The sequence below is a fragment of the Nocardiopsis sp. NPDC006832 genome (assembly GCF_040635885.1).
Classification (GTDB): Bacteria; Actinomycetota; Actinomycetes; order Streptosporangiales; family Streptosporangiaceae; genus Nocardiopsis.
In genome coordinates, this window is record NZ_JBEYLC010000020.1 from 42,699 (window position 1) to 66,156 (window position 23,458).

At 67.6% G+C, this 23,458-nt stretch carries 22 protein-coding genes; 10 read left to right on the plus strand and 12 right to left on the minus strand.

Translation table 11 applies throughout. The features are described 5' to 3' along the window. Window positions 1-16 precede the first annotated feature (16 nt). From gyrB to dnaA, 6 genes are all read right to left on the minus strand, one after another. Window positions 17-1,954, minus strand: a complete 1,938-nt coding sequence (gyrB, locus tag ABZ717_RS12280; protein WP_358508667.1) for a DNA topoisomerase (ATP-hydrolyzing) subunit B — start codon at window positions 1,952-1,954, stop codon at window positions 17-19. Window positions 1,955-2,392: 438 nt separating this feature from the next. Then, entirely contained in the window at window positions 2,393-2,848 is a 456-nt protein-coding gene (locus tag ABZ717_RS12285; protein ID WP_358508735.1) for a DUF721 domain-containing protein, read from the minus strand. Window positions 2,849-2,927: 79 nt separating this feature from the next. Beyond that, on the minus strand, window positions 2,928-4,058 hold the full coding sequence (gene recF, locus ABZ717_RS12290) for a DNA replication/repair protein RecF (protein ID WP_358508669.1): 1,131 nt from the start codon (window positions 4,056-4,058) through the stop codon (window positions 2,928-2,930). 96 nt (window positions 4,059-4,154) lie between these two features. Beyond that, window positions 4,155-5,057: a phosphogluconate dehydrogenase (NAD(+)-dependent, decarboxylating) gene (gene gnd / locus ABZ717_RS12295; protein WP_358508671.1), complete on the minus strand. Its 903-nt coding sequence runs from the start codon at window positions 5,055-5,057 to the stop codon at window positions 4,155-4,157. Window positions 5,058-5,168: 111 nt separating this feature from the next. Further along, window positions 5,169-6,308: a DNA polymerase III subunit beta gene (dnaN, locus tag ABZ717_RS12300; protein WP_358508673.1), complete on the minus strand. Its 1,140-nt coding sequence runs from the start codon at window positions 6,306-6,308 to the stop codon at window positions 5,169-5,171. Window positions 6,309-7,465: 1,157 nt separating this feature from the next. After that, a complete protein-coding gene (gene dnaA, locus ABZ717_RS12305; protein ID WP_358508675.1) occupies window positions 7,466-9,508 on the minus strand; it encodes a chromosomal replication initiator protein DnaA in 2,043 nt (680 codons plus the stop codon). Between the two features lie 755 nt (window positions 9,509-10,263). On the opposite strand from dnaA, the gene rpmH reads away from it, so the two are divergent. From rpmH to ABZ717_RS12345, 8 genes are all read left to right on the plus strand, one after another. After that, window positions 10,264-10,407 (plus strand): 50S ribosomal protein L34, encoded by a 144-nt coding sequence (gene rpmH, locus ABZ717_RS12310; protein WP_033303406.1) that lies wholly within the window; start codon window positions 10,264-10,266, stop codon window positions 10,405-10,407. 131 nt (window positions 10,408-10,538) lie between these two features. Continuing rightward, window positions 10,539-11,027 carry a ribonuclease P protein component gene (rnpA, locus tag ABZ717_RS12315; protein WP_358508677.1) on the plus strand — a complete coding sequence of 163 codons (489 nt, stop codon included), beginning with the start codon at window positions 10,539-10,541 and terminating at the stop codon, window positions 11,025-11,027. Continuing rightward, the gene (yidD, locus tag ABZ717_RS12320) at window positions 11,024-11,338 is read left to right on the plus strand and encodes a membrane protein insertion efficiency factor YidD (RefSeq protein WP_084392256.1); all 315 of its coding nucleotides are present in this window, start codon (window positions 11,024-11,026) and stop codon (window positions 11,336-11,338) included. Before rnpA ends, yidD begins: the two co-directional genes overlap by 4 nt. Before the next feature lie 28 nt (window positions 11,339-11,366). Beyond that, window positions 11,367-12,305: a membrane protein insertase YidC gene (gene yidC, locus ABZ717_RS12325; protein WP_358508680.1), complete on the plus strand. Its 939-nt coding sequence runs from the start codon at window positions 11,367-11,369 to the stop codon at window positions 12,303-12,305. Window positions 12,306-12,448: 143 nt separating this feature from the next. Further along, entirely contained in the window at window positions 12,449-12,937 is a 489-nt protein-coding gene (locus ABZ717_RS12330) for a R3H domain-containing nucleic acid-binding protein (RefSeq protein WP_358508737.1), read from the plus strand. Window positions 12,938-13,314: 377 nt separating this feature from the next. Further along, the gene (gene rsmG, locus ABZ717_RS12335; protein ID WP_358508681.1) at window positions 13,315-14,046 is read left to right on the plus strand and encodes a 16S rRNA (guanine(527)-N(7))-methyltransferase RsmG; all 732 of its coding nucleotides are present in this window, start codon (window positions 13,315-13,317) and stop codon (window positions 14,044-14,046) included. A 203-nt stretch (window positions 14,047-14,249) separates the two neighbouring features. Continuing rightward, window positions 14,250-15,077, plus strand: coding sequence for an AAA family ATPase (locus ABZ717_RS12340; RefSeq protein WP_358508739.1), 828 nt, complete (start codon window positions 14,250-14,252; stop codon window positions 15,075-15,077). Window positions 15,078-15,152: 75 nt separating this feature from the next. Beyond that, complete coding sequence (locus ABZ717_RS12345) at window positions 15,153-16,127, plus strand: ParB/RepB/Spo0J family partition protein (RefSeq protein WP_358508683.1); 975 nt, start codon at window positions 15,153-15,155, stop codon at window positions 16,125-16,127. A 293-nt stretch (window positions 16,128-16,420) separates the two neighbouring features. On the opposite strand, the gene trxA is transcribed toward ABZ717_RS12345, so the two are convergent. From trxA to ABZ717_RS12360, 3 genes are all read right to left on the minus strand, one after another. Then, window positions 16,421-16,744 carry a thioredoxin gene (trxA, locus tag ABZ717_RS12350; RefSeq protein ID WP_358508685.1) on the minus strand — a complete coding sequence of 108 codons (324 nt, stop codon included), beginning with the start codon at window positions 16,742-16,744 and terminating at the stop codon, window positions 16,421-16,423. Window positions 16,745-16,787: 43 nt separating this feature from the next. Beyond that, window positions 16,788-17,720, minus strand: coding sequence for a thioredoxin-disulfide reductase (gene trxB / locus ABZ717_RS12355; protein ID WP_358508687.1), 933 nt, complete (start codon window positions 17,718-17,720; stop codon window positions 16,788-16,790). A gap of 136 nt (window positions 17,721-17,856) precedes the next feature. Further along, window positions 17,857-18,291: a hypothetical protein gene (locus ABZ717_RS12360; RefSeq protein ID WP_358508689.1), complete on the minus strand. Its 435-nt coding sequence runs from the start codon at window positions 18,289-18,291 to the stop codon at window positions 17,857-17,859. A 178-nt stretch (window positions 18,292-18,469) separates the two neighbouring features. Here ABZ717_RS12360 and ABZ717_RS12365 point away from each other — a divergent pair, with 178 nt between their 5' ends. Both ABZ717_RS12365 and ABZ717_RS12370 read left to right on the plus strand, forming a co-directional pair. Further along, entirely contained in the window at window positions 18,470-19,624 is a 1,155-nt protein-coding gene (locus ABZ717_RS12365; RefSeq protein ID WP_358508691.1) for a sensor histidine kinase, read from the plus strand. Further along, entirely contained in the window at window positions 19,621-20,316 is a 696-nt protein-coding gene (locus ABZ717_RS12370; RefSeq protein WP_358508693.1) for a response regulator transcription factor, read from the plus strand. The genes ABZ717_RS12365 and ABZ717_RS12370 overlap by 4 nt, the downstream gene beginning before the upstream one ends. 4 nt (window positions 20,317-20,320) lie before the next feature. Here the strand turns inward: ABZ717_RS12370 and ABZ717_RS12375 are convergent, their stop codons facing one another. The 3 genes from ABZ717_RS12375 to ABZ717_RS12385 are packed head-to-tail and all read right to left on the minus strand — an operon-like array spanning window position 20,321 to window position 23,395. Continuing rightward, complete coding sequence (locus ABZ717_RS12375) at window positions 20,321-21,163, minus strand: hypothetical protein (protein ID WP_358508695.1); 843 nt, start codon at window positions 21,161-21,163, stop codon at window positions 20,321-20,323. Next, the gene (gene sigM / locus ABZ717_RS12380; RefSeq protein WP_358508697.1) at window positions 21,160-21,786 is read right to left on the minus strand and encodes an RNA polymerase sigma factor SigM; all 627 of its coding nucleotides are present in this window, start codon (window positions 21,784-21,786) and stop codon (window positions 21,160-21,162) included. Before sigM ends, ABZ717_RS12375 begins: the two co-directional genes overlap by 4 nt. 34 nt (window positions 21,787-21,820) lie before the next feature. Continuing rightward, on the minus strand, window positions 21,821-23,395 hold the full coding sequence (locus ABZ717_RS12385) for a protein kinase family protein (protein ID WP_358508699.1): 1,575 nt from the start codon (window positions 23,393-23,395) through the stop codon (window positions 21,821-21,823). Window positions 23,396-23,458: the final 63 nt, after the last annotated feature.

Sequence of the window (23,458 nt, forward strand, 5' to 3'; positions counted from 1 at the left end):
GTGGAACGGAGAGGACCTAGATGTCCAGGAAACGGACGTCCTTGGCATTGCGCTGAATGAAGGAGCGTCGGGACTCGACGTCTTCGCCCATCAGCACGCTGAACATCTCGTCGGCCTGGGCCGCGTCCTCCAGGGTGACCTGGAGCAGGACTCGGCTGTCGGGGTCCATCGTGGTGTCCCACAGCTCGTTGGCGTTCATCTCGCCCAGACCCTTGAAGCGCTGCACCATGTCGCGCGGGCGCGGGTCCCTCTTGCCGGCGGCGATGCCCTCCTCGATGACGCGGTCGCGTTCCGCGTCGGAGAAGGCGTAGCTCGCGTCCGAACCCTTCTGGTCCCACTTGATCTTGTAGAGCGGGGGCGCGGCCAGGTAGACGTTCCCGGCCTCGACCAGCGGCTTCATGAAACGGAACAGCAACGTCAGCAGCAGGGTGCGGATGTGCTGACCGTCGACGTCGGCGTCGGCCATGAGGACGATCTTGTGGTAGCGGAGCTTCTCCTGGTCGAAGTCCTCGTGGATACCGGTGCCCAGGGCGGTGATGATCGCCTGGACCTCCTGGTTCTTGAGGATCCGGTCGATCCGGGACTTCTCCACGTTCAGGATCTTGCCCCGGATGGGCAGGATGGCCTGGTTGTGCGGGTTACGACCACCCTTGGCGGAGCCACCGGCGGAGTCACCCTCGACGATGTAGAGCTCGCACTCCTCCGGCTTGGTGGACTGGCAGTCCGACAACTTGCCCGGCAGGGAAGTGGTCTCCAGGAGGGTCTTGCGACGGGTGAGGTCGCGGGCCTGCCGGGCGGCCACGCGGGCGCGGGCGGCCTGGCTGGCCTTGGACACGATGTCCTTGGCCTCACCGGGGTTGCGCTCGAACCAGTCGCGCAGGTGCTCGTTGGTGACCTTCTGGACGAAGGACTTGGCCTCGGTGTTGCCGAGCTTCGTCTTGGTCTGTCCCTCGAACTGCGGGTCGGCGAGCTTGACCGAGATGATCGCGGTCAGACCCTCACGGATGTCGTCGCCGGTGAGGTTGTCCTCTTTCTCCCGCAACAGCCTCTGGTCCCGGGCGTACCGGTTGACCAGGGTCGTGAGCGCGGAGCGGAAACCCTCTTCGTGGGTACCGCCCTCGGTCGTGTTGATGGTGTTGGCGAAGGTGTGCACCGACGAGGTGTAGGACTGGTTCCACTGCATGGCGATCTCCACGGAGATGCCATCGCCGTCCTCCTCGAAGGAGATGATCGACGCGTGCGCCGGCTCCTTCTTGGCGTTGATGTAGTCGACGAAGTCGGCCAGACCCTGCTCGTAGTGGTAGGTCTGCACGACGGGGCCGTCATCGGTGAACTCGGGGCGCTCGTCCCGGAGGGTGATGGCGAGCCCCTTGTTGAGGAAGGCCATCTCCTGCAGTCGACGGGAGAGCGTCTCGAACGAGTAGACGGTGGTCTCGAAGATGGAACCGTCGGCCCAGAAGGTGAGCTGGGTACCGGTCTCCTCGGTCGCCTCACCCTTGACGATGTCGCCGGTGGGAGCGGTCATCTCGTAGTGCTGCCGCCACACGTGCCCGTCCGTGCGGATCTCCACGTCCAGTGCCGTGGACAGCGCGTTGACAACGGATACACCGACACCGTGCAGACCGCCGGAGACCGCGTAGGACTTGCCGTCGAACTTTCCGCCCGCGTGCAGCGTGGTGAGGACGACCTCCACGGCCGGGCGCTTCTCCACGGGGTGGATGCCGACCGGGATACCGCGGCCGTTGTCGGCCACCCTGACCCCACCATCAGCGAGCAGGGTCACTTCGATGGCGTCGGCGTGACCTGCCAACGCCTCGTCGACCGAGTTGTCGACCACCTCGTAGACCAGGTGGTGCAGACCGCGCTCCCCGGTGGAGCCGATGTACATACCCGGACGCTTGCGTACTGCCTCAAGCCCTTCGAGAACCGTGATTGATCCTGCGTCGTAGGCCAAGTGGGAACACCCTCCTGCTGGGGACGCCTGTCGGCCGCGGCCGAACGGACGACGGTCAACCCACGGCAGGGTGATCGACAAGGGGCGGCGCACCGCGGACCCGGGGGATCACCGTTCACCGCACGGGCCGCCCGCCCACCCTCTACATGGGGGCGTGGTACCGGCTACAGGCGTCTGAAGAACCGTCCCCATGATACCCCGCCCGGTGCGACAAAGTGGCATTGGCGGCGCTGTGCCGCACCAGAACGAACGATCGGGGCGGGAGCCGAGCCCCTACACACGGGAGGGGCCACACACAAGTCCCGGCGCGCTTCAGTGCCCTCCCGCGAGCCGACGGCCCCCTCCTCCCCGGTTCGGCGACCAGGGGACGCCGGTGGGACCAAGGCGAACACCGCACCACATCTCACCCGAATCACCCCGAAAACCCTGGTCATGGGGTCATCTCCGCCGGGATCCCGGCCCCTTCACCTTGATGGTGATGACGGACCCGTCCCCGAGTTCCTCGTTAAGGCGTCGCATCAGATCCCGCACCATCGCACGTGCGTGAGCCGCCATCGTCGGTGAATCGGCGACAACGACAAGTTCACCTTCCGAATAACTTTCGGGGCGGAGATGTTCGGCATTGAAATCGCCCACGATGTCGGCCCAGCGCCCGAAGACCCCTCCGACGGCCACCTGCTCCTGCCAACCATGCTCGATCAGCCAGGTCCGGACCGCGTCCCCGAACAACTGGGGCTCGTTCCGTGACCGCAATCGGCCACGCCTTCGAGCCCTCGGGGCACCGCGGGGGACCGCACCGCGTTCCCGCGCCTCGGCCCTGGCCCGAGCGAGGGCCTGCCGGGCCAGATCCGCGCCGGAGGCCACCGGGGGAGTCGGGGAGGGCGCGCCGTCCACAGGCTGTGGACGACCGCCGACTCCGCCGGGCCCCTCCGCCCCGCGCCCGGACCCCGGATCCACAGGCTGTGGATAACGGTCACTCACCCTCGACCACCCCCCGGCGCACCCCGAACCTCGCACCATCGAGTTCCTCGGGGATGTCCGTCCCGATCGCGGCGGTCACCAGAACCTGTTCGGCGTCGCGCACCCGCTCGGCAAGGCGACGGCGCCGTTCGGAGTCGAGCTCGGCGAACACGTCGTCCAGGATCAGGACCGGGTCGTCGCCGTCGGCCCTGAGCAGGTCGAACGCCGACAGCTTGAACGCCAGCGCGTACGACCACGACTCCCCCTGACTGGCGTACCCCTTGGCGGGCAACTCACCGAGCCGCAGGTGGAGCTCGTCCCGGTGTGGACCCACCAGACCGACCCCCCGCTGGAGCTCGCGCTCCCTGGCCGCGGCCAAGGCGGAGAGCAGGGTGTCCACGAGCCGTGGACGGTCGCGCGGCAACTCGCCCCCCTCCTCGACGGCCGAGGAACGGTAGGTGGGTACGGCCGGCCCACCCGATTCGGTCAGCCCCGCGTAGTTCTTCGCCACCAACGGGCGCAGTTCCTCGACCAGCCCCAACCGGGCGGCCAACAGTTCCGCCCCGGTCTCGGCCAGGTGGGAATCCCACACCTCCAGGGTGCTCAGATCCGGGGTCGCCCGCCGGCGCAACCGCGCCGACGCCGACTTCAACAGGGCGTTGCGCTGCTTGAGCACCCGTTCGTAGTCCGAACGCACCCCGGCCATACGCGGGGCGCGGGCCACCAGGAGGTCGTCGAGGAAACGGCGGCGCTCTCCGGGATCACCCTTGACCAGGGCAAGGTCCTCGGGCGCGAACAGCACACTGCGCAGGATGCCGAGGATGTCCCGGGGCCGGCCCGCCGCCCCTCGGTTCACCCGAGCGCGGTTGGCCCTGCCCGGGTTGATCTCCAGGTCGACGAGCATGTCACGCCCGTCCCGCATGACCCGGGTGCTGACGATCGCCCGTTCCGCCCCCATGCGGACCAGCGGAGTGTCGGAGGAGACCCGATGACTGGCCAAGGTCGCGACGTAACCGATCGCCTCGACCAGGTTCGTCTTGCCCTGGCCGTTGGAACCGACGAAGACGCTCACCCCCGGTTCGAGTTCCAACAGGGCCGATTCATACGACCTGAAGTCGGCCAGTTGCAGGTGGGAAACGTACATCCGGCCTTCCTCCTGGAGCGAGGGAGCTGGGTGATGGAAGGGAAAGGGTGCGGGGCGGCACGGGCCGGGCCCTGCCGCCCCGAAGGAGTCAGGGGGTCAGTCCTGTTGTTCGCCGCCGGAGTCGGTGGACTTGGTGACGGCGTGGCCCCCGAACTGATTGCGCAGCGCGGAGACGACCTTCATGGCTTCGCTGTCCTCCTGCCGGGAGGCGAAGCGTGCGAAGAGCGAGGCGGTGATGGCCGGGGCCGGGACCGCGAGGTCCACGGCGGCCTGCACGGTCCAGCGTCCCTCGCCGGAGTCCTGCACGTAGCCGCGCAGCTCCGACAGGTCCGGGTCCTGCTCCAGGGCGCGACCGAGCAGGTCCAGCAGCCAGGAACGGACGACGGTGCCCTCTCGCCAGCTCTCGAAGGTGCCGGGGACGTCCTTGACGATCCCCGAGGCGACCATCAGTTCGTAGCCCTCGGCGAAGGACTGCATCATGCCGTACTCGATGCCGTTGTGGACCATCTTCACGAAGTGTCCGGCGCCGACCGCCCCGGCGTGCACGAAGCCGCCGCCGTCGTCGGGGGTGAGGGAGTCGAAGATGGGACGCAGACGCGCCACGTCCTCCTCACGGCCGCCGACCATGATCCCGTAGCCGTTCTGGCGTCCCCACACGCCACCGCTGACACCGGCGTCGACGTATCCGATGCCCTTGGCGTTCAGCGCCTCGGCGCGAGGAGCGTCGTCCACGTAGTGGGTGTTGCCGCCCTCGATGACGATGTCGCCCTCGGAGAGGAGTTCGCCCAGCTTCTCGATGGTGCCCGTGGTCGGGGCCCCGGCCGGAACCATGACCCAGACGACCCGTGGCGCCTGGAGTCGGTCGACGAGGGCCTCCAGGCTCTCCACGTCGCGTTCACCGGGGGAGGCGTCGTAGCCGACGACGTCGTGCCCCTTCTCCCGCAGTCGGGCGGCCATGTTGCCGCCCATCTTGCCGAGGCCGATCATTCCGAGTTGCATGTTTGGGCTCCCCCTTGGACACCTGCTGGACACGTGGAAGCCGACCGGCCGGGGAGTGGACGAGGCCACGACCCGGCCGGCGGACATCGGTCTTCGAGTCTGCCGGATCCGTCAGCCGGACAGGCGCACCGGCATGATCAGGTAGCGATATTCGGGGGCGCCACCCTCCTCGGCCGGCTTGCCGGTGAGGATCGCCGGCTTGGTCGAGGTGGTGAAGTGCAGGCGGGCCACGTCGGTGCCGATGGCGCCGAGACCGTCCAGCAGGTAGCCGGAGTTGAAGGCGATCTGGATGTCCTCACCGTCCAGGTCGGCTTCGAGGGTTTCCACGGCCTGTGCGTCCTCGCCGGTGCCGGCCTCCAGGACCAGGGCGCCCTGGGAGAAGGCCAGGCGGAGCGGCGTGTTGCGCTCGGCGACCAGGGAGACGCGCTTGACCGCCTCGACGAACTCGGCTCGCCCGACCTCGGCCACCGTGTTGAAGGTGTCCGGAAGCAGCGCGCGGTACTTGGGGAACTCACCGTCCAACAGACGGGTGGTGGTGCGACGACCACTGCCTTCGAAGCCCATCATGCCCTCACCGCTGTCACCGTCGGACAACGCGATGGAGACCTCGGCGCCCGAGGTGAGGGACTTGGCGGTGTCGTGCAGGGTCTTGGCCGGAACGAGGGCGACCGCGGAGAGTTCCGGGTTCGCGGGCTTCCAGGTCAGTTCACGCACGGCGAGTCGGTAGCGGTCGGTGGAGGCGAGCGTGATGGTCTCGCCCTCGATCTCGACCCGAACGCCGGTGAGCATCGGAAGCGTGTCGTCACGACCGGCGGCGATGGCCACCTGACTCACCGCGGCGGCGAAGACGTCGCTGCCGATCGTCCCGCTGACACCGGGCATCTCCGGAAGCGAGGGGTAGTCCTCCACCGGCATGGTGTTCAGGGTGAACTTCGCGCTGCCGCACGTCACGACGACCTTGGGACCGTCGGTCGCGATCTCCACGGTCTGTGGAGGAAGGTTTCGGGTGATCTCGGCGAGGAGTCGACCGGGGACCAGGGTCTGCCCGGCCTCCTCGATGTCGACGTCCACGGAGACCTGGGTGGAGACCTCGTAGTCGAACCCGGACAGGCGGACCCGCTGACGGCCATCGGTCTCCCCGGCATCGAGGAGGATGCCGGCCAGAACCGGCACCGAGGGGCGTGTCGGCAGTGTGCGCGCCGTCCAGGCGACAGCGTCGGCCAGTACGTCGCGTTCGACCCGGAACTTCACTTTCCGACTCACTTTCCGCACGACCGTTGGATCGGTCGCAGCCTCAACGTTGCAGCTCGTGGGTGTCTCTTGGGTCTACCGGGGGCTCCGTCGACAGGGTGTGGACGAACCGGCGTGAGGCGCAGGTCCGAGCCACGTGGAGCCGCCTCGGATCCCGTTGGGGTCACCGCTCAGATCGAGAGCGGCGCAGGACAGGGGCGAGAACACACGTTACCCGGATTCCTCCGCTGTCGCTGCCGGCTCGGGACCGGACCGCCGTCACCTCGATCTCGGGGCGTTGTCCACAGATTTTTCGCGGAGCGGTTTTGAAGCCACATTTGAGCTAAGGAAGGTGCGTAGTAGTAGTAGGGCCTGTGGATAATGTGGATAACCCTTGTTTTCGCAGGTCACTCCGGAGATTTTTGTCCACAGGACCTGTGGATGACCCTGTGTGTAACTCGGCTCGGCTGTGGACGAAAATCGGAGCCCCTAGTTTTTCCACACCCCGTCCACAGCTTCATCCACAGGTTTTCCCCAAGTTGTACACAGCAGCCGGTGGTTCGATGATCCGATGACGGGTTCTCATGTCCACAGGGCTACCCCGGGTTACCCACAGGCTCAGAGGGGTTGTCCACAGGTTATCCACAGCGTTGTCCACAGATTTTGGCCCCCTCCTGTGGATAACTTCGGGAAAAGTCAGCGAAAAAAATTTTGGGGCCCACTCACATAACGCGCGAACCTGGGCAAAGACTCTGTACACAGGGTTATCCACAGGCCCTCCCGAAGTTCTGTTCATCGCTCGTTGTCACGGTGCGTGCGTGATCCTGGCCGGCACCACTGTGAGGGGTCCGACAGTCGGCGAAGGCCCTGGAAAGCAGGGCGAACGGTCGACTTCGGGCACGGACACCACGGCTCTGGTACGACACGCGCCTATCACTCGTGATCGGCGATATCCCCGCACAAGCCTGTGGATAACTCTGTGGGGCGCTTCCTTGGGGCCGTGGAGGCTGTGGATCGCCCGGAAGCGGGCTCGTCGAGTCGACCTGTCGACCTGTGCACGGGTCGACAGGTCGACGGCGTGCCGGGGCGGGCACGAACGAGAGAAGAGGGGCACCGCTCGGCGGTACCCCTCTTCTCTCCTTATGTACGTGTCCCCTTGTCGACACGTCGCCAGGCGGTCAGGTCAGCGTGGGCTGGTCCTTGATCCGGCTGGTGAGCTCGTGCACCTGGTTGTAGATCGACCGGCGCTCGGCCATCAGGGCCCGGACCTTGCGGTCCGCGTGCATGACGGTGGTGTGGTCTCGGCCGAACTGCTGGCCGATCTTGGGCAGCGACAGGTCCGTCAGCTCACGGCACAGGTACATCGCGATCTGTCGGGCCGTCACCAGCACCCGCGAACGCGAGGTCCCGCACAGGTCCTCCAGACTCAACCCGAAGTAGGCGGCGGTCTGGGACATGATCGAGCTCGCCGTGATCTCGGGGACCTCGCTGTTGGGCACCAGGTCACGCAGTACCTGTCCGGTCAGGTCCAGGTCGACCGACTGCCGGTTGAGGCTGGCGAAGGCGGTGACGCGGATCAGCGCGCCCTCTAGCTCGCGGATGTTGGTCGAGATCTTGCTGGCGATGAACTCCAGCACCTCCGGCGGCGCCGCCAACCCCTCCTGCGCGGCCTTCTTCCGCAGGATGGCGATGCGCGTCTCCAGCTCGGGGGGCTGGACGTCGGTGAGCAGTCCCCACTCGAACCGGCTGCGCATCCGGTCCTCCAACGTCGTCAGCTGCTTGGGCGGACGATCGCTGGAGATGACGATCTGCTTGTCGGAGTTGTGCAGCGTGTTGAAGGTGTGGAAGAACTCCTCCTGCGTCTGCTCCTTGTTCTCCAGGAACTGGATGTCGTCCACCAGGAGCACGTCGATGTCCCGGTAACGGCGACGGAACCCGTCCGCCTTGCCGTCCCGGATCGAGTTGATGAACTCGTTGGTGAACTCCTCGGAGCTGACGTAGCGCACCCGCGAGCCCTCGTAGAGCCGGTGGGTGTAGTGGCCGATGGCGTGCAGCAGGTGGGTCTTGCCCAGCCCGGAACCGCCGTGGATGAACAGCGGGTTGTACGCCTTGGCGGGTGCCTCCGCCGCGGCCACCGAAGCCGCGTGCGCGAACCGGTTGCTGGACCCTATGACGAAGGTGTCGAAGGTGTACTTCGGGTTCAGGCGCGCGTAGTCACCCGGTGGGATCTCGGGGGACCGCCCCGGCGGAGACTTCGGGGAGGCTGTGAGGTCCCTCTCGGGCGGCGCGGGTGCAGGTTCGGCGGACTTCTCGGAACCCTCCGGGCGTGGAGCCGCGGAAGGTGTCGGCTCGGGGGCCGGGGCGGTGGGGAGATCGGCCGGTTCCGGGGCGACGGGGGCCTCCTGAGCCGGGGTCTCCCAGCGGTTGGGCTGCTCCCAGCCGGCCTCACCCCACCCCTGCTGTTGCCACAGCTGTTCCTGGGTGGGCCAGCCGCTGGAGGAACCCCAGGACGCGGGGGGCCCGGCGGCCGGTTCCGTGTGGCCCTCGGACACGGGAGAAGCGGCCGCCGGCGGGGAGTCGGGTCCGGGGGCGGCCGGGGGTACGCCATGATGCCGCGCCGGGTACTCCTGCCGCCGGGGCTCACCGGTGGCTGTGGCCGCCCAGGCTTCGGGTGCGGGGTCGTACCGGGGGCCTACACGCGGCTGGTCCGAGCCGAGCAGGTCGGCCTGCTCGGTGCCCTGGCCGGGAGTGTGGGCGCCCAGTGCCTCGGCCGGGTGTGGTGAGGCCGGCCGCGCGTGCTGTCCGCGGGGCTCTTGGTACGCCTGCGGTCCCTGCTGCGGGTTCGGGTTCGACGGCGGGGGACCGGGGGTGGGTCGGGGCTGGTCCCGGCCCACGGGGAACCGGTCCGGGCCGCCATAGTGGCCCGGGGAGGTCGGGGTCGGAGGCGGAGTGGGCACGGCGGTGGGGTCGACGGTCACCGCGACCCGGATCTCCCGCCCCAGGTGTGCGGAGAGCGCCTTGCTGATCGCCGGGTAGAGACGGCTCTCCAGGACCTTCTTCGTGAACTCGTTGGGCGCCGCGATCAGTGCGGTGTCCTCGATCAGGCCCAGTGGACGGGTTTGAGGCAGCCAGGCGCGCTGGTGGGCGGGGAGGGCGTCGTTGTCGATCCCGTCCAACACGCTCGACCAGACCATTGCGAGGTTGACCTGTGCGTCAGCCAAGGTGACCTGCCATGGTTGCTGTCCCTTCGATGCGAATCTATTCGGGTGGGTTGCTCGGAGGCGTTGAGGGGACGGGGGAGTGGGTGTTGCGTGTCACTTCCGTGCGTGGGTCCGGGGGCCACTGCTTCCATTGTCCTCCCCTGGGGGAGGTGTCGGGGCAGGACCTCCGATGGGAAACCGGACTTCTCGTCCGGAACCACCCTGTGGACAACTCGTTCGCCGGTGGGTCGCCAAGGCTTTGACTACCTCCGGGTATCCACAGGTTCTCGCAGTTGTCCACACGTTGTGCACAGGTTTATCCACAGGATGGCAGTCGACCGTGCACAGCCGGAAGTTATCCACAATTTGCAGGTCAGGGCGTGTGCATGGCATCCGCCCGCAGGATTTTCGAGCCCTTGGTGGGTGCCGCCGGCAAGTTATCCACAGGCTGAGGTTATCCACAACCCTCACCCCTTGTGGAACCCTCCCGCCCTGTGGGCGCCCACTTGTCCACAGGCGTGTGGGCGATCGGCGCCCAGTGGTGCCCGACACCGCCCCCGGCGCCCTGTTCCGGTGGACCCGGACCGGCGAGGACGGGTCTGATTTGACCCCGACCCGACCAGGTCGTATCTTCTTTATGCTTATGCCGTTGATTCTGCCTGCGCTCGTGTGTGTTCATCCACACGACGTCGCGGCCTCGGCAAACGCACTGTAAGGCCCCGCATATCATGGGGGGTCTGTCGTAGCATTTTCCTGACACGCCCCTGGAGCCAGTAGTGAGCAAGCGTACGTTTCAGCCGAACAACCGGCGTCGCGCGAAGGTCCACGGCTTCCGGCTGCGCATGCGTACGCGCGCCGGTCGCGCCATCATCGCCTCGCGTCGTCGTAAGGGACGCTCCGCGCTGACCGTGAGCCACTAGGCCACGCGAAGCCTCAAGTCTTCACTGGGACCGTCCGGCCTTCTCGCCGGCCGGTCCCTTTGTCGTGTGGCACGCCGGCCGTTCCGAGTGTGAGGTCCGGTGGTGCCCGCACCCCTCCCGGAGGAACGCCGATGTTGTCGCCACGGAACCGGATGCGTCACAGCACCGAGTTCGGATCGGTCATGCGTTCGGGGCGACGCGCTTCGAGCGACGCCCTGGGCGTGGTCTACCTCGCTCCGAAGCGTTCCGACTTCGCGGGGACCTCCGAGCGGACGGATCCGCCACGGATCGGTTTCGTCGTGAGCAAGGCCGTCGGGGGAGCGGTGGTGCGCAAGCGCGTACAACGCAGACTGCGCCACCTGATGCGGGAACGATTGGGTGTTCTGCCAAACGGTAGCCTGCTGGTAGTACGTGCCAAACCTCTCGCCGCCCAGCTGCGCCAGGAGGACCTGGCGGTACGACTCGACAGCGCGATCGCCGCGGCCCAGCGACCCCGTGGGGCCTCGCGAGGCCGGGGCGGCCGTGGTGGGCGAAAGCCCGCCACGAGCGCCCCCGCGATCAGCGGAACAGACGGGAACCGCCGCCCCGACGAGGGCGCAGAACGGTGGACGAGCCGATGACCGAGCACAGACCGACGGCGTTCGCACGGTTGTGGATCCTGCCGATCCGCGGGTATCAGCGTTTCATCAGCCCGCTCTTTCCACCGGTCTGTCGCTTCTATCCTTCGTGTAGTGCGTACGCCGTCGAGGCGTTGCGCGTGCACGGAGCGTTGTACGGGTGGTGGCTCGCCGTCAGGCGTATCGCCCGTTGTCATCCCTTCAACCCCGGAGGACTTGATCCGGTTCCGCCGCCCCGAGGGCGCCGGAACGAGGAGTCCGAGGAGTCTACGGGCGGAACCGGGCAGACCGGCACCGCTTCCGGGGACCAGTAGCTGAACCGAATCACCGAGGAGTTGGCCGGTGCTCGACTGGCTTTACAACATCATCGGCCACGTGTTGGTCTGGATCCACTCGGGTCTGGCCCTCGTTGGTCTGGACCCCGACAGTGGGTGGGCCTGGGGCCTGTCCATCGTGCTGCTGACCGCCATCATGCGTCTCCTGATGGTGCCGCTGTTCGTCAAGCAGATGAACACGCAGCGCAAGATGCAGGAAGTGCAACCGAAGATCGCCAAGCTTCGGGAGCGCTACAAGCACGACAAGGAGCGACTCCAGCGGGAGTCGATGAAGCTGTACCAGGAGAGCGGCACCAACCCCATCATGGGCTGCCTCCCGTTGCTGCTCCAGATGCCGGTGTTCTTCTCCCTGTTCAGCGTGCTGCGTGGTGTGGCCGAGGGCAAGGTGCAGTTCGGCTTCACCCAGGAGTTGGTCGACAGCGCTCGTGAGGCGCTGATCTTCCACGCGCCCATCGCGGCCCAGTTCAACACCTCGCCCGAGGACCTCGCCGAGCTGGGGGCCACCGACCCCATCATGGCGAAGATCGTCATCGCCATCGCCTGTGTACTGATGGGCACGACGACGTTCCTGACCATGCGTCAGAGCATCAAGCGGAGCATCGCGCAGCAGCCCGACAACCCGATGATGCAGACCCAGAAGATCATGATGTACATGGCGCCCCTCTTCGGGCTCTTCGGTCTCATGATGCCGATCGGTGTTCTGGTCTACTGGGTGACCTCCAACGTGTGGACCATGGTGCAGCAGCACTTCCTGTACCGGAACCAGCCGGTTCCGGGCGAGGAGGCCCCGGCTGCGAAGGGCAACTCCACCAAGGGTTCGGCCAAGGGCATGCTCGGGCGTAAGAAGGTCGCCGAAACCGCTCCGGAGCCGACGGAACAGCCTAAGATCGAACGCAAGCAGCCGAAGAAGCAGACGCGCTCCAAGCGCAGCGGTGGATCCAAGTAGGGACCCCTGTTTCGTGTCGGCCGCGGCGACTTTCGAGTGCGCAGGCGACAATGCCCCTGAGGCGTACGACGGCCAGGGACCGACGGATATGAGGAGACGGGAACGCTGTGGGACGTAGCGAGGAAGAGAACGGCGGTGTAGCGGTGGCCCAGGCACCCGAGGCCGGTATCGATATCGAGGCCCTGGAGAACGAGGGCGACATCGCCGCGGACTACATCGAGGGTCTCCTCGACATCGCGGACTTCGACGGCGACATCGACATGGACGTCGAGGGCGACCGTGCGATGGTCTCTGTCGTCGGTGCCACCCTGGACGAGCTGATCGGTGATGAGGGTGAGGTCCTGGAAGCGCTCCAGGAGCTGACCCGTCTCGCGGTGCACCGGGCGACCGGTGAGCGCAGCCGGCTCATGCTGGACATCGGTGGATACCGGGAGGGTCGCCGCAAGGTGCTCTTCCAGATCGGCACCGACGCGGCGAACAAGGTCAAGGATTCCGGTGAGTCCCACTCGCTGGAGCCGATGACCCCGTTCGAGCGCAAGGTCGTGCACGACGCGGTCGCCGCCGCCGGTCTGCGCAGTGAGTCGGAGGGCGAGGAGCCCAACCGTTACGTGGTGGTGCGTCCGGCGGACTGACCGGAAGCCGCATCCTCGGGGGCGATGTTTCACGTGAAACATCGCCCCCGACGTATGTCCGGGGGAGGGCTCCGGAGCCTTGCTCAGGTATCTTCCCTCGATTCGGGTGGCCCAGGGGATGTGTTTCACGTGAAACCCGGGGGCGCCTCACACATAGGATCGTCCCCGGGGCCTTCCCCACGAGTCGTCCCGTCCTCGGCAGTGCGAGGACGACCCCGATTCCGCGCCCAGCGCGATCCATCGGTGGGAGAGCCCTGTACGCGCGGACTGCCGTGATCCGCCGTGCGTCCCACTCGCCGTCGACCTGTGGACAGGTCGACAAGGCGATCAATGGTTCATGGAAGTGACGATGGACGAGTTCCGACAGGTGGTGACCGATGACCTCGGGCGCTGAGGAGACCGGCGCTACGCCCCCCGTACCCTCCTCACAGGCGGTGGAGGTGTTCGGCGACAGCCTGCCCGTGGCGATCCGTTTCGCTGAACTGCTCGCCGACGATGGCGTGCGCCGAGGGCTGATCGGCCCGCGCGAGGTGCCCCGTCTATGGGAGCGGCATCTCATCAACTGCGCTGTCGTTGAGGAGTTGATCCCGGAGGGGGCGGAGGTGGTCGACGTCGGATCGGGTGCCGGACTGCCCGGGCTGGTGATCGGGCTGCTGCGCCCCGACATCCGGATGACCCTCCTGGAGCCGCTGCTGCGAAGGACGGTCTTCCTGGAGGAGGCCGTCGAGATACTCGGCCTGGACAATGTGACGGTGCTCCGCGGGCGTGCCGAGGAGGTGCGTGGCGAGTTGTACACCGACTTCGTCACCGCTCGTGCGGTCGCGCCGCTGGCACGTCTGGCGGGTTGGTCGTTGCCTCTGCTGCGCAAGAACGGCAGCCTGTTGGCCCTCAAGGGGGAGCAGGCTGAGGCCGAACTCGCGGAGGCGGAACAAGACGTTTCGAAAATGCGGCCTAGCGTCTGCGATGTGATCAGGGTGGGGCGGGGTAAGGTCGATCCCGCTACCACGGTCGTTCGCGTCACGGTGACATCCGAGGGTGGTCCGTCCCCGTCCGAAGGTTCACAGAAGAAGAGACGGGGCGGCAAGAAGAAGCGCGGACGGAAGAGGTGAACTCATTCGTGCCCCACAATCCAGCCGACGACGCCGGCGTTTCACGTGAAACACCGGCGGGTGCTTATGGAGACCTGCTCGATGTTTCACGTGAAACATCGCCGGAACCAGCGGTGGGCCAGTCCCCTGTTTCAGGTGAAACATGGGGGGCCACGCACGCCGTCGCACCCGAAACGCCCATAGCGCAGGTGGCCCGTGCGGCCATGGCCGGCCAAGGACACGAAGACGCCTGGCCTCGCCCCAAGACCTGTCGCATCATCAGCGTCGCCAACCAGAAGGGGGGCGTCGGCAAGACCACCACGACGGTGAACATCGCCGCCGCCCTCGCCATGCATGGACAGCGCGTCCTCGTGGTCGACCTCGACCCACAGGGGAACGCGTCCACCGCTCTGGGCATGGAACGTGACGCCCAGACTCGATCCATCTACCACTGCCTGGTGGAGGACGAGGAGATCCGCAAGCTCGCCCAGCCGGTGCCGGACATCCCGAACCTGTGGTGTGCCCCGGCCACCATCGACCTGGCCGGCGCGGAGATCGAGTTGGTCTCGCTCGTGGCTCGCGAGGCACGTCTCAAGCGTGCCTTCGCCGCCTACGACACCACGGACCTCGACTACATCCTCATCGACTGCCCGCCTTCGCTCGGCCTGCTGACGGTCAACGCGATGGTCGCCTGCGATGAGGTCATGATCCCGATCCAGTGCGAGTACTACGCGTTGGAGGGGCTCGGTCAGTTGCTGCGCAACGTCGAGTTGGTCAAGTCCCACCTCAACACCGGGCTGTCGATAAGCACCATCCTGCTGACGATGTACGACGGGCGTACCCGTTTGTCCCAACAGGTGGCCGAGGAGGTGCGTTCGCACTTCGGGGACCTGGTCCTGAAGACGTTGGTGCCGAGAAGTGTCCGTGTCTCGGAGGCGCCGAGCTACGCGCAGTCGGTCATGACCTACGACCCCACATCCACCGGTGCGGTGGCCTACCTTGGGGCGGCGCGCGAGATCGCCCACCGCGCGGAGGGGATCAGCGCCGGCTGACGGCGACCGTTTCACGTGAAACATCCCGGCCGTCGGTCGGTCGGATCAGTACAAGGATTGTGAAGGGAATTGCCGGTGAGCCAGCAGCGGCGCGGACTGGGCAAGGGATTGGGGGCGCTCATCCCGCAGGGGCCGGCGGCCCCCGCGCCGGTGGAGAGTGTCCCGGAGGCACCCGCGCCCACCAAACCCACCACCCCCGAACCCGCGGTGGTCGAAGCCCCCAACGAACTCCCCGACGGCACCTACATCGACGAGATCGCGCTCACCTCGATCACGCCGAACCCCCGGCAGCCGCGTATCCACTTCGACGAGGAGGCCCTCGAAGAACTGAGGGACTCCATCGTCGAGGTGGGTCTGCTCCAGCCCATCGTGGTCCGCAAGCTCCAGGGCGGGAAGGATCCTCGCTATGAGCTGATCATGGGGGAGCGGCGGTTCCGGGCGAGCAAGTCCGCGGGTCTGGACCGGGTGCCGGCGATCGTTCGTAGGACCAACGACGACGAACTCCTCCGGGAGGCGTTGCTGGAGAACCTGCACCGGCAGCAGCTCAACCCGCTGGAGGAAGCGGCCGCCTACCAACAGATGCTGGACGACTTCGGGACCACTCAGGAGGAGTTGGCCCAGAGCGTGGGCAAGTCGCGGTCGCACATCTCCAACACGTTGCGTCTGCTGCGCCTCCCGGGGAAGGTGCAGAGGTGGGTGGCGGCCGGGGTGCTGAGCGCCGGGCACGCCCGAGCGCTTCTGTCGATCGATGACCCGGAGGCTCAGGAACGTCTGGCCGATCGGGTCAACAACGAGGGCCTCTCGGTCCGTACGTTGGAGGAGATCGTCGCCCTGCGCCGCAAGGGTCATGACATCGATGACGCGGAGAAGGCGCGCCGGTCCGCCGGGCGCATCTCCAACCCGCCTCAGGTCGAGGAGTGGGCGTCCCGTTTCGGGGACCGGCTCGACACCACCGTGAAGGTGGACATCGGCCGGAAGAAGGGCAAGATCGTCGTGGAGTTCGCGACGATGGAGGACCTGGAGCGGATCATCAAGCAGATCGAACCGTGATGGCGCCACCCTCGTGACCGAGCGGGGGCGTGATCCGAGGGCGGTGTTTCACGTGAAACACCGCCCTCGTTCGTGTTCGAGGGGCGCCGTCGAGGCGTCTTCGGGGGCGCGTGTTTCACGTGAAACACGCGCCCCCCGCTTCCGAGATGTTTCACGTGAAACGCGAACGGCCTCGAAGGTGCTCGAAGCGCCAGGGTCCCCCTGGGGCGACCGGCGCGGGTCGGTTCGTACGCGGGTCGCCGAAGACGACGAAAGGCCCCCAGGTGTCACCTGAGGGCCTTTCGTGGGGTCGGTTAAAGGAACTCGCCGAGCTCCTTCTCCAGGACCCGCTTCGGCTTGGCGCCGATGAGCTGCTTGACGACCTTGCCGTCCTTGTAGACGTTCATGGTCGGCAGCGACATGACGTTGTAGGCGCGCGGCGTCTCGGGGTTCTGGTCGGTGTTGATCTTGACGACCTCGATCTTGTCGCCGTATTCCTCGGCCAGCTTGTCCAGGACCGGGGCCATCTGCTTGCAGGGGCCGCACCAGTCGGCCCAGAAGTCCACCAGCACGGGCTTGTCGCTGGCGAGGACCTCCTCCTTGAAGGTGGCGTCGGTGACGTTCTTGACGGTCGACACTTCTTGGTTCTCCTTGGTTCGACGAAACCGGGTGGGTGGAGGGTCAGTTGCCGTGTTCGGCGAGGTAACGCTCGGCGTCCAGCGCGGCGGAGCAGCCGGTGCCCGCGGCCGTGATCGCCTGGCGGTACTGGTGGTCGACCACGTCGCCCGCGGCGAAGACACCCGCGAGGTTGGTCCGGGTGGAGGGGAAGTCCGCCTTCACGTAACCCTCCCCGTCGAGTTCGATCTGGCCCTTGAAGAGCTCAACCCGCGGGTCGTGGCCGATCGCGACGAACAGGCCCGTCACGTCAAGGACGCTCTCCTCGCCGCTCTTGCGGTTGCGGACCTTGAGGCCGCTGACCCGCTCCTCACCGAGGACCTCGACGACCTCGGTGTCCCAGACGAACCTGATCTTGTCGTTTGCGAAGGCGCGCTCGACCATGATCTTGCTGGCGCGCAGTTCGTCGCGGCGGTGGATCACCGTCACGGACTTGGCGAAGCGGGTGAGGAACAGGGCCTCCTCCATCGCGGTGTCGCCACCGCCGACCACGGCGATGTCCTGGTCGCGGAAGAAGAAGCCGTCACAGGTGGCGCACCAGGAGGTGCCCCGGCCCGAGAGTTCCTTCTCGCCGGGCACGCCCAACTCGCGGTAGCCGGAACCGGTGGCCAGGATGACGGTGTGCGCAAGGAAGGTCTCGCCCCCGGCGGTGACCTCCTTGACGGGCTTGCTCAGCTCGACCTCGGTGACGTCCTCGGGGACCAGCTCCGCACCGAAACGCTCGGCCTGCTTGCGCAGGTTGTCCATGAGGTCGGGGCCCATGATGCCGTCCGGGAAACCGGGGAAGTTCTCCACGTCGGTGGTGTTCATCAGCGCGCCGCCGGCGGTGATCGAACCTTCGAAGACCAGCGGGCGCAGCTCGGCCCGGGCGGCGTAGACGGCGGCGGTGTACCCCGCCGGACCGGAACCGATGATGATGACATTGCGGACGTCGCTCACGCTGGTAGGCCCTTCAAGCAGTCGGCTTTCCTGGCCACGGTGACGTGACCGGAGGGAAGATGGTTAGCACAACCGATGGTAGGCGCACCGCATTCCCTCCGAGACATCCGTCCTGCTCGCGGGGTGGGCATGGGTCTCAGCGTTCGACGCCGCCTCCGGTCAGACCTCGGATCCCAAGGGCGATCCCACCCGCCACCGCACCCCAGGCGGCGTTCAGCACGAGCACCATCACCAGGGCGAAAGGATTGGTGAGCGGCCCCTGGAGCCGCCCGTCGAGGAGGGGCGACAGGACCGCGCTCAGCGCGATGGCGAAGACCCCGTAGGCCACACCGGTGTGGACGAGGGTGAGGAAGGGGCGCGGGACCCGCGCGATCAGGACCGCCGCGACCCACGACACGGTGATGAGGACGGTCGTGGCCACGGGGACCAAGGGGCCTTGGGCGAAGGCGTCGGCGATACCCGTGATGCGCAGCAGGGGCCGGACCAGGGCGAGCGCCCCCAGACCCAGAACGAGGGGCCACGTGATGCCGGAGAACAGTCCTTGTGGCGTGGACGGGGTGTGCTGCCGCATGGGTACCTCACAGGTCGATGTGCTTGGCGTCGTCGATGTGTCCCGACGACATCGATCCTGGATTGCGCACCCCCTCGTCGGCGTCTGCGCGGGGGCTCTCGTTCGTACGTCGGAACGCGTACCGACGCGCGTCCGTGGACCTACGGGCGAGGGAGTCCCCGCTCCCTAGAATCGACGCATGCCGGAACAGTCCACCCGCCAAGGTCTCGTCGTCGACGTCCTGTTCGGCTTCGCCGTGTTCGCCGTGGTGGCGATCGCGGTCGGAGCGGATGTCGGCGGTGAGGGGAATCAGGCCCTGGGTTACGTGATGGCCCTTGTGCTCGGCGCGCTCATGTTGTTGCGCCGACGAGCGCCCGTGATGGTCCTTCTGGCCACCTGCGTCCTGGTCATCGGCAACTACGTCATCGAACTGCCGACGATCGGACTGGCGATCCCCGCGGCCGGAGCCCTGTACTCGGCCGCCGAGGCGGGGAGGACGGAGTGGGCGGCCGGGAGTTCGATCGCTCTCCTCGTGGTGTCGACCCTGGCCCGCCTAGGACAGGGCCAGGACGTCGCCTACCTGCTCGGGTACGAACTCGCGTCCACGGTCGCGGTCATGGGCGCGGCGATCGCGCTCGGGGACGGCGCCAGACAACGTCGCGAGGGGGTACGGCAGCGGGAACGGATCGCCGTGCTGGACGCCCAGGCGCGGGACGCCGAGGCCGCCGAACTGCTGGCGCGGGAACGTACCAGGATCGCCAGGGACCTGCACGACGCGGTGGGGCACCACCTGTCCGTGGTCTCGCTGCACGCCGCGGTCGCCACCGAGGCGTTGGAGGAGGGGGAGGAGGCCGACCTGTCCACCGCTCGTGACGAACTGGCCCACGTCACCCAGGCGTCCCGTGAGGGGTTGCGCGACCTGCGCTCCACGGTCCGGGCCCTGCGCGAGCCGGGAGCGGAGGTCGAACCGATCGCGGGGCTGGCCCACCTGGAGGGGCTCGTGGAATCGGTGCGCGACGCGGGACTGACGGTGCGGGTGTCGGGTTCCGCGGGGGAGGGGCTGACGGCGTTGGTCGACGCGACCGCCTACCGGGTGATCCAGGAGGCGCTGACCAACACGTTGCGGCACGCGCGGGCTCGCCGCGCCGAAGTGCTCCTGGAACGCGACGGTGACGAACTCGTCGTCACGGTGACCGACGACGGGAGGACCATGGAGGTGCCGGTGCGGGAGGGGAGCGGACTGACGGGGATGAGGGAACGGGTGCGTATGGCGGAGGGGACCATGGCGTTCGAGGCGGTGCCCACCGGCGGTTTCCGTGTCGGTGTTCGTCTGCCGGTCGGAGGTGGCGTGTGATCCGGGTGCTGTTGGCCGACGACCAGCCACTGGTGCGGGCCGGGGTGCGGGCGCTGTTGGAACGGGACGGCGACATCGAGGTGGTGTCGGAGGCCTCCGATGGGCGCGCGGCCCTGGTCGAACTCGACCGCTTCCGCCCGGACGTGCTGCTGTTGGATCTGCAGATGCCCGCGGTGGATGGTCTGGGCGTGCTGCGGGAGCTGGAACGTCGACGTGTCGACACGTCGGGGCGCCGACATGTCGACACCCGGGTGGTGGTGCTCACCACTTTCGGGGAGGACGACAACGTGTTCGGGGCGCTGCGCCTGGGTGCCGCCGGGTTCCTCCTCAAGGACGCCGGCCCCCGGGAATTGCGCGAGGCGGTCCGAACGGTCGCCGCGGGCGACGCCCTGCTGTCCCCGGGGGTGACCCGTCGGGTCGTCGAACGTCTGGCACGGGTGGAACCCCCGCCGAACGCGGACGAACGCCTGGCCGGCGTCACCGACCGGGAACGCGAGGTCCTCGCCCTCGTCGGTCGGGGCATGTCCAACCAGGAGATCGGTGGCGAGCTCCACCTCAGCCCGGCCACGGCACGTACCCACGTGGGTCGACTGCTGGCCAAGCTCGGGGTACGGGACCGGGTGGGTCTGGTCGTGGTCGCCTATGAGAGCGGCCTCGTCCGCCCCGGAGAAGGCGGACCCGCACCGCGGTAGTCCGTTAGAGGTTTCCCTCGGCGAGGACGGCCGAGTCCAGGTCACCGCCGCGAGCGCAGGTCGGGTCGACCACGAGCACGTCGACACCCTCACCGCTTCGGATGAACAGGACCCAGGCGCGGTCGGTGCCCTCGGGCCCTTCCCATTGGGCGTCGTCGACCAGGGTGACGTGGGAGTCGGTGGTCGCCTCCACGTGGGCGACGCATTCCCGCGCCCCCTGGGGCAACTTCGCCGATTCCTCCGACTTGACGCCCATGCCGTCGTCCCCGGCCCGGTCCAGGACCTCGGAGGCCTGCGTCGTGAGACCGTCCTCGGTGTAGACGGTGCCGCTGGCCACACTCTCCGCGGAGTAGGACTGGGCGGTGTCCGGGGCGCTCTCGGTCGCGGTGTCCTCCGACAGTTGGGAGGCCGCTCCCATGTCCGGTTCATCGGACATCAGGTTTCCGATCACCGCTGTGCCGGCACCGATGACGAACACCGAAGCGGCGGCCACCATGAGGAGCTTGGGCAGACCGAAACCGCGTCGCTTCCGGTTGATCGGGGTGACGGACGCGGGCGCGTCCGATGCCGTCGGGGGTGTGGTGTCGCGTTCACCGGTGGGCCGGTCCACGTCCGTGCGTTCGGAGACGGCCTCGGAGATCCGACCGTCGAGGAGGTCGGCGACGTCCTGCGGCATCGTGGGCGCCGGGACATCGGCGAGCACGCGGGTGACCCCGGCGAGTTCGTCGATGGTGGTCGCGCAGATGGCGCAGGTCTCGATGTGGTCGGCGACAGAGCGTTCCTCGTCGGGTTCCAGAAGGTCCTCGGCGAAGAAGGCGAGTGCCTCCACCTCAGGATGGGACGTCACGATGGGTTGGCACCTCCTCTCCCAGATGTGACGTCTCGGGGAAGTCCAGGGTTCCTTAGATGAGCCAGGGAAGGAAGTAGTTTGGCGCGACCTCGCGCACATCTGCTCTTGACCGTGCCGGTGGCGACTTCGAGGATGTCGGCGGCCTCGTCGACCCGGTACCCGAGCATGTCCACCAGGGTCAGTGCCATGCGCTGGTCCAAGGGCAGTTGTTCGAGGGCGGCGTGCACGTCCAGGCGGGACTCGGTCTGGGAGGCGTGGTCGGGGGCGCCGCCGGTCCGGCCGAGTCGTTCGTTGGAGATGACGTCGAGCGTCTCGTCCTCGGTGGGGGTGGCCGGCCGGACCTTCCTGCGCCGGAGCCGATCGTGGCACGCGTTCACCACGATCCGGTGCAGCCAGGTGGTGACCTGGGACTCACCTCGGAATCGATCCGCGGCGCGGAAGGCCGAAAGGAAGGCGTCCTGAAGGGCGTCGGACGCTTCCTCGGGGTCATGCATCATCCGGATGGCGACAGCCCAGAGGCGCTCACGGTGTCGGCGAACCAGTACCGCGAACGCCTGCTCGTCACCCTGAGCGTGCCTGGACAACAGCTCCTTGTCAGGGAGCTCCTGGGCCGCTTCCATCAGCGCTGATCACATACCCCACGACTAGAGAGAACTAGAGTCCGCGTACCTCGACCTCGTTGACGCTTCCACGGTAGCGGTCGCCGTCCGCGGGTAGTTCGACGAACCAGACCACGACGTACTGTCCGGTCACGCTCTCTTCGAGCTGCACCGTCTCCGAGCCGTTGACCGAGCCCTCCCAGGCGACGGGAAGGGCGGCGTCGAGGGCCGCCGGGTCCGTGGCGGAGACGTCGTCACCGACCCGGATCTGCATACCGAAGTCCTTGTCGGGCGTGATCAGGTCGAGCTCGTGTACCTCCTTGGCCGAACCCAGGTCGATGAGCAGACCGACGCCGGCCTTCTCGGTGCCCATCGGGTCCTTGTAGCCCTCGGTGTTCCACTGGGTGCTCGGGTCGCCGTCGTGCGCGAGCCCCGCCTTGTCCCCGTGTTCGCTGCCGTCACCGAGCGGGTCGAACCCGTCGGACGCGGCGATGGGGAGGACCTCCAGTTCGGCGCTGTCGACGACGTCCTCGGTGGCGTCCGCGCTGGGGTCGGCCTCTTCACCGGAGCCCGAACGCAGGTTCGTGCCGAGTGTCCAGGCGCCCGCGACCACACCGGCGAACAACAGGACGGCCACGGCGCCGATGAGCAGGCGCTTGGTCGACGATCCCTGGTCACGGGAGTCGCGTTGTTCCATTCGCGAGGCCGCCGGGGGCCGGGACCCGCCCGAACGCGCGGCGGTGGAGCCGTTGCGGGCGCTGCGACGGGGACCGGTGGTGGTGTCGAACTCACCCGTGCGCCGGGAGGTGCCGGGTTCGGGCGGGGGGACCGCCTCCGCCGGAGCCACGGGCAGGGGGATGAGACGGGGGACCTCGGCCAGGGCCGCGCAGAACTCCGCGGGGGTGGTGATGGGCGGGCCCGGCACCATCTGACCGACCAGCTGCGGCAGGGCCGCGCGGGTGGTGATGGTGGCGAGCTGTTCGGTGATGCCCTGACGCAGTTGACCGGGAGGGTAGGGGCCCATCGGTCCTTGCGGGGCGCCGGGCAGGCCGCTCTGCGGTCCGCCCGGCCAGTAGCCGGTGAGGGCCGCGTACAGCAGGTTGCCCAGCCCCTGGGCGTCGATGGCACCGGGTTGGGGGACGTTGCTGCCCAGCAGCGCGGCGTCCACCCCGATACCGGTGACCTTGACCGCTCCGCCGCTGCTCCACATGAGCTTGCCGGGGGACAGACAAAGGTGATGGAGACCGTTGGCGTGGGCGGCGGCGATGGCCTCGGCGGCCTCGGCGACCAGACCCGCGGCGCGTTCGGGCTCCATGGGGCCCTGCTGGAGCAGTTCGGCCAGGGAGGAGCCGATGACCCACTCCTCGACCACATAGGGGATGGGTGAGGTGTCGTCGGCGTCGAAGACCTGGGTCACGCGTGCGTCGGGCACACGGCTGGTGGCCCTGGCGGCTCGCACGACCTCTGACGTTCGGGGGAAACCGTCGGCGAAGGTCCATACGGCGACCGGACGCGCCAGCGTCTCGTCGGTGGCTTTCCACCGGGTCGCACCACCGGTCTCGCTCACCACGTGGTCGAGTCGGTAGCGGTTGGCCAGCTTCGCCCCGGGTTCGATCAGGAAGGTGCTCATGATGGGAGTGACGGGTGCCAGTGCCGCTGAGTCGCGTGGTTCCCATGCGGGTTCACACGAGGG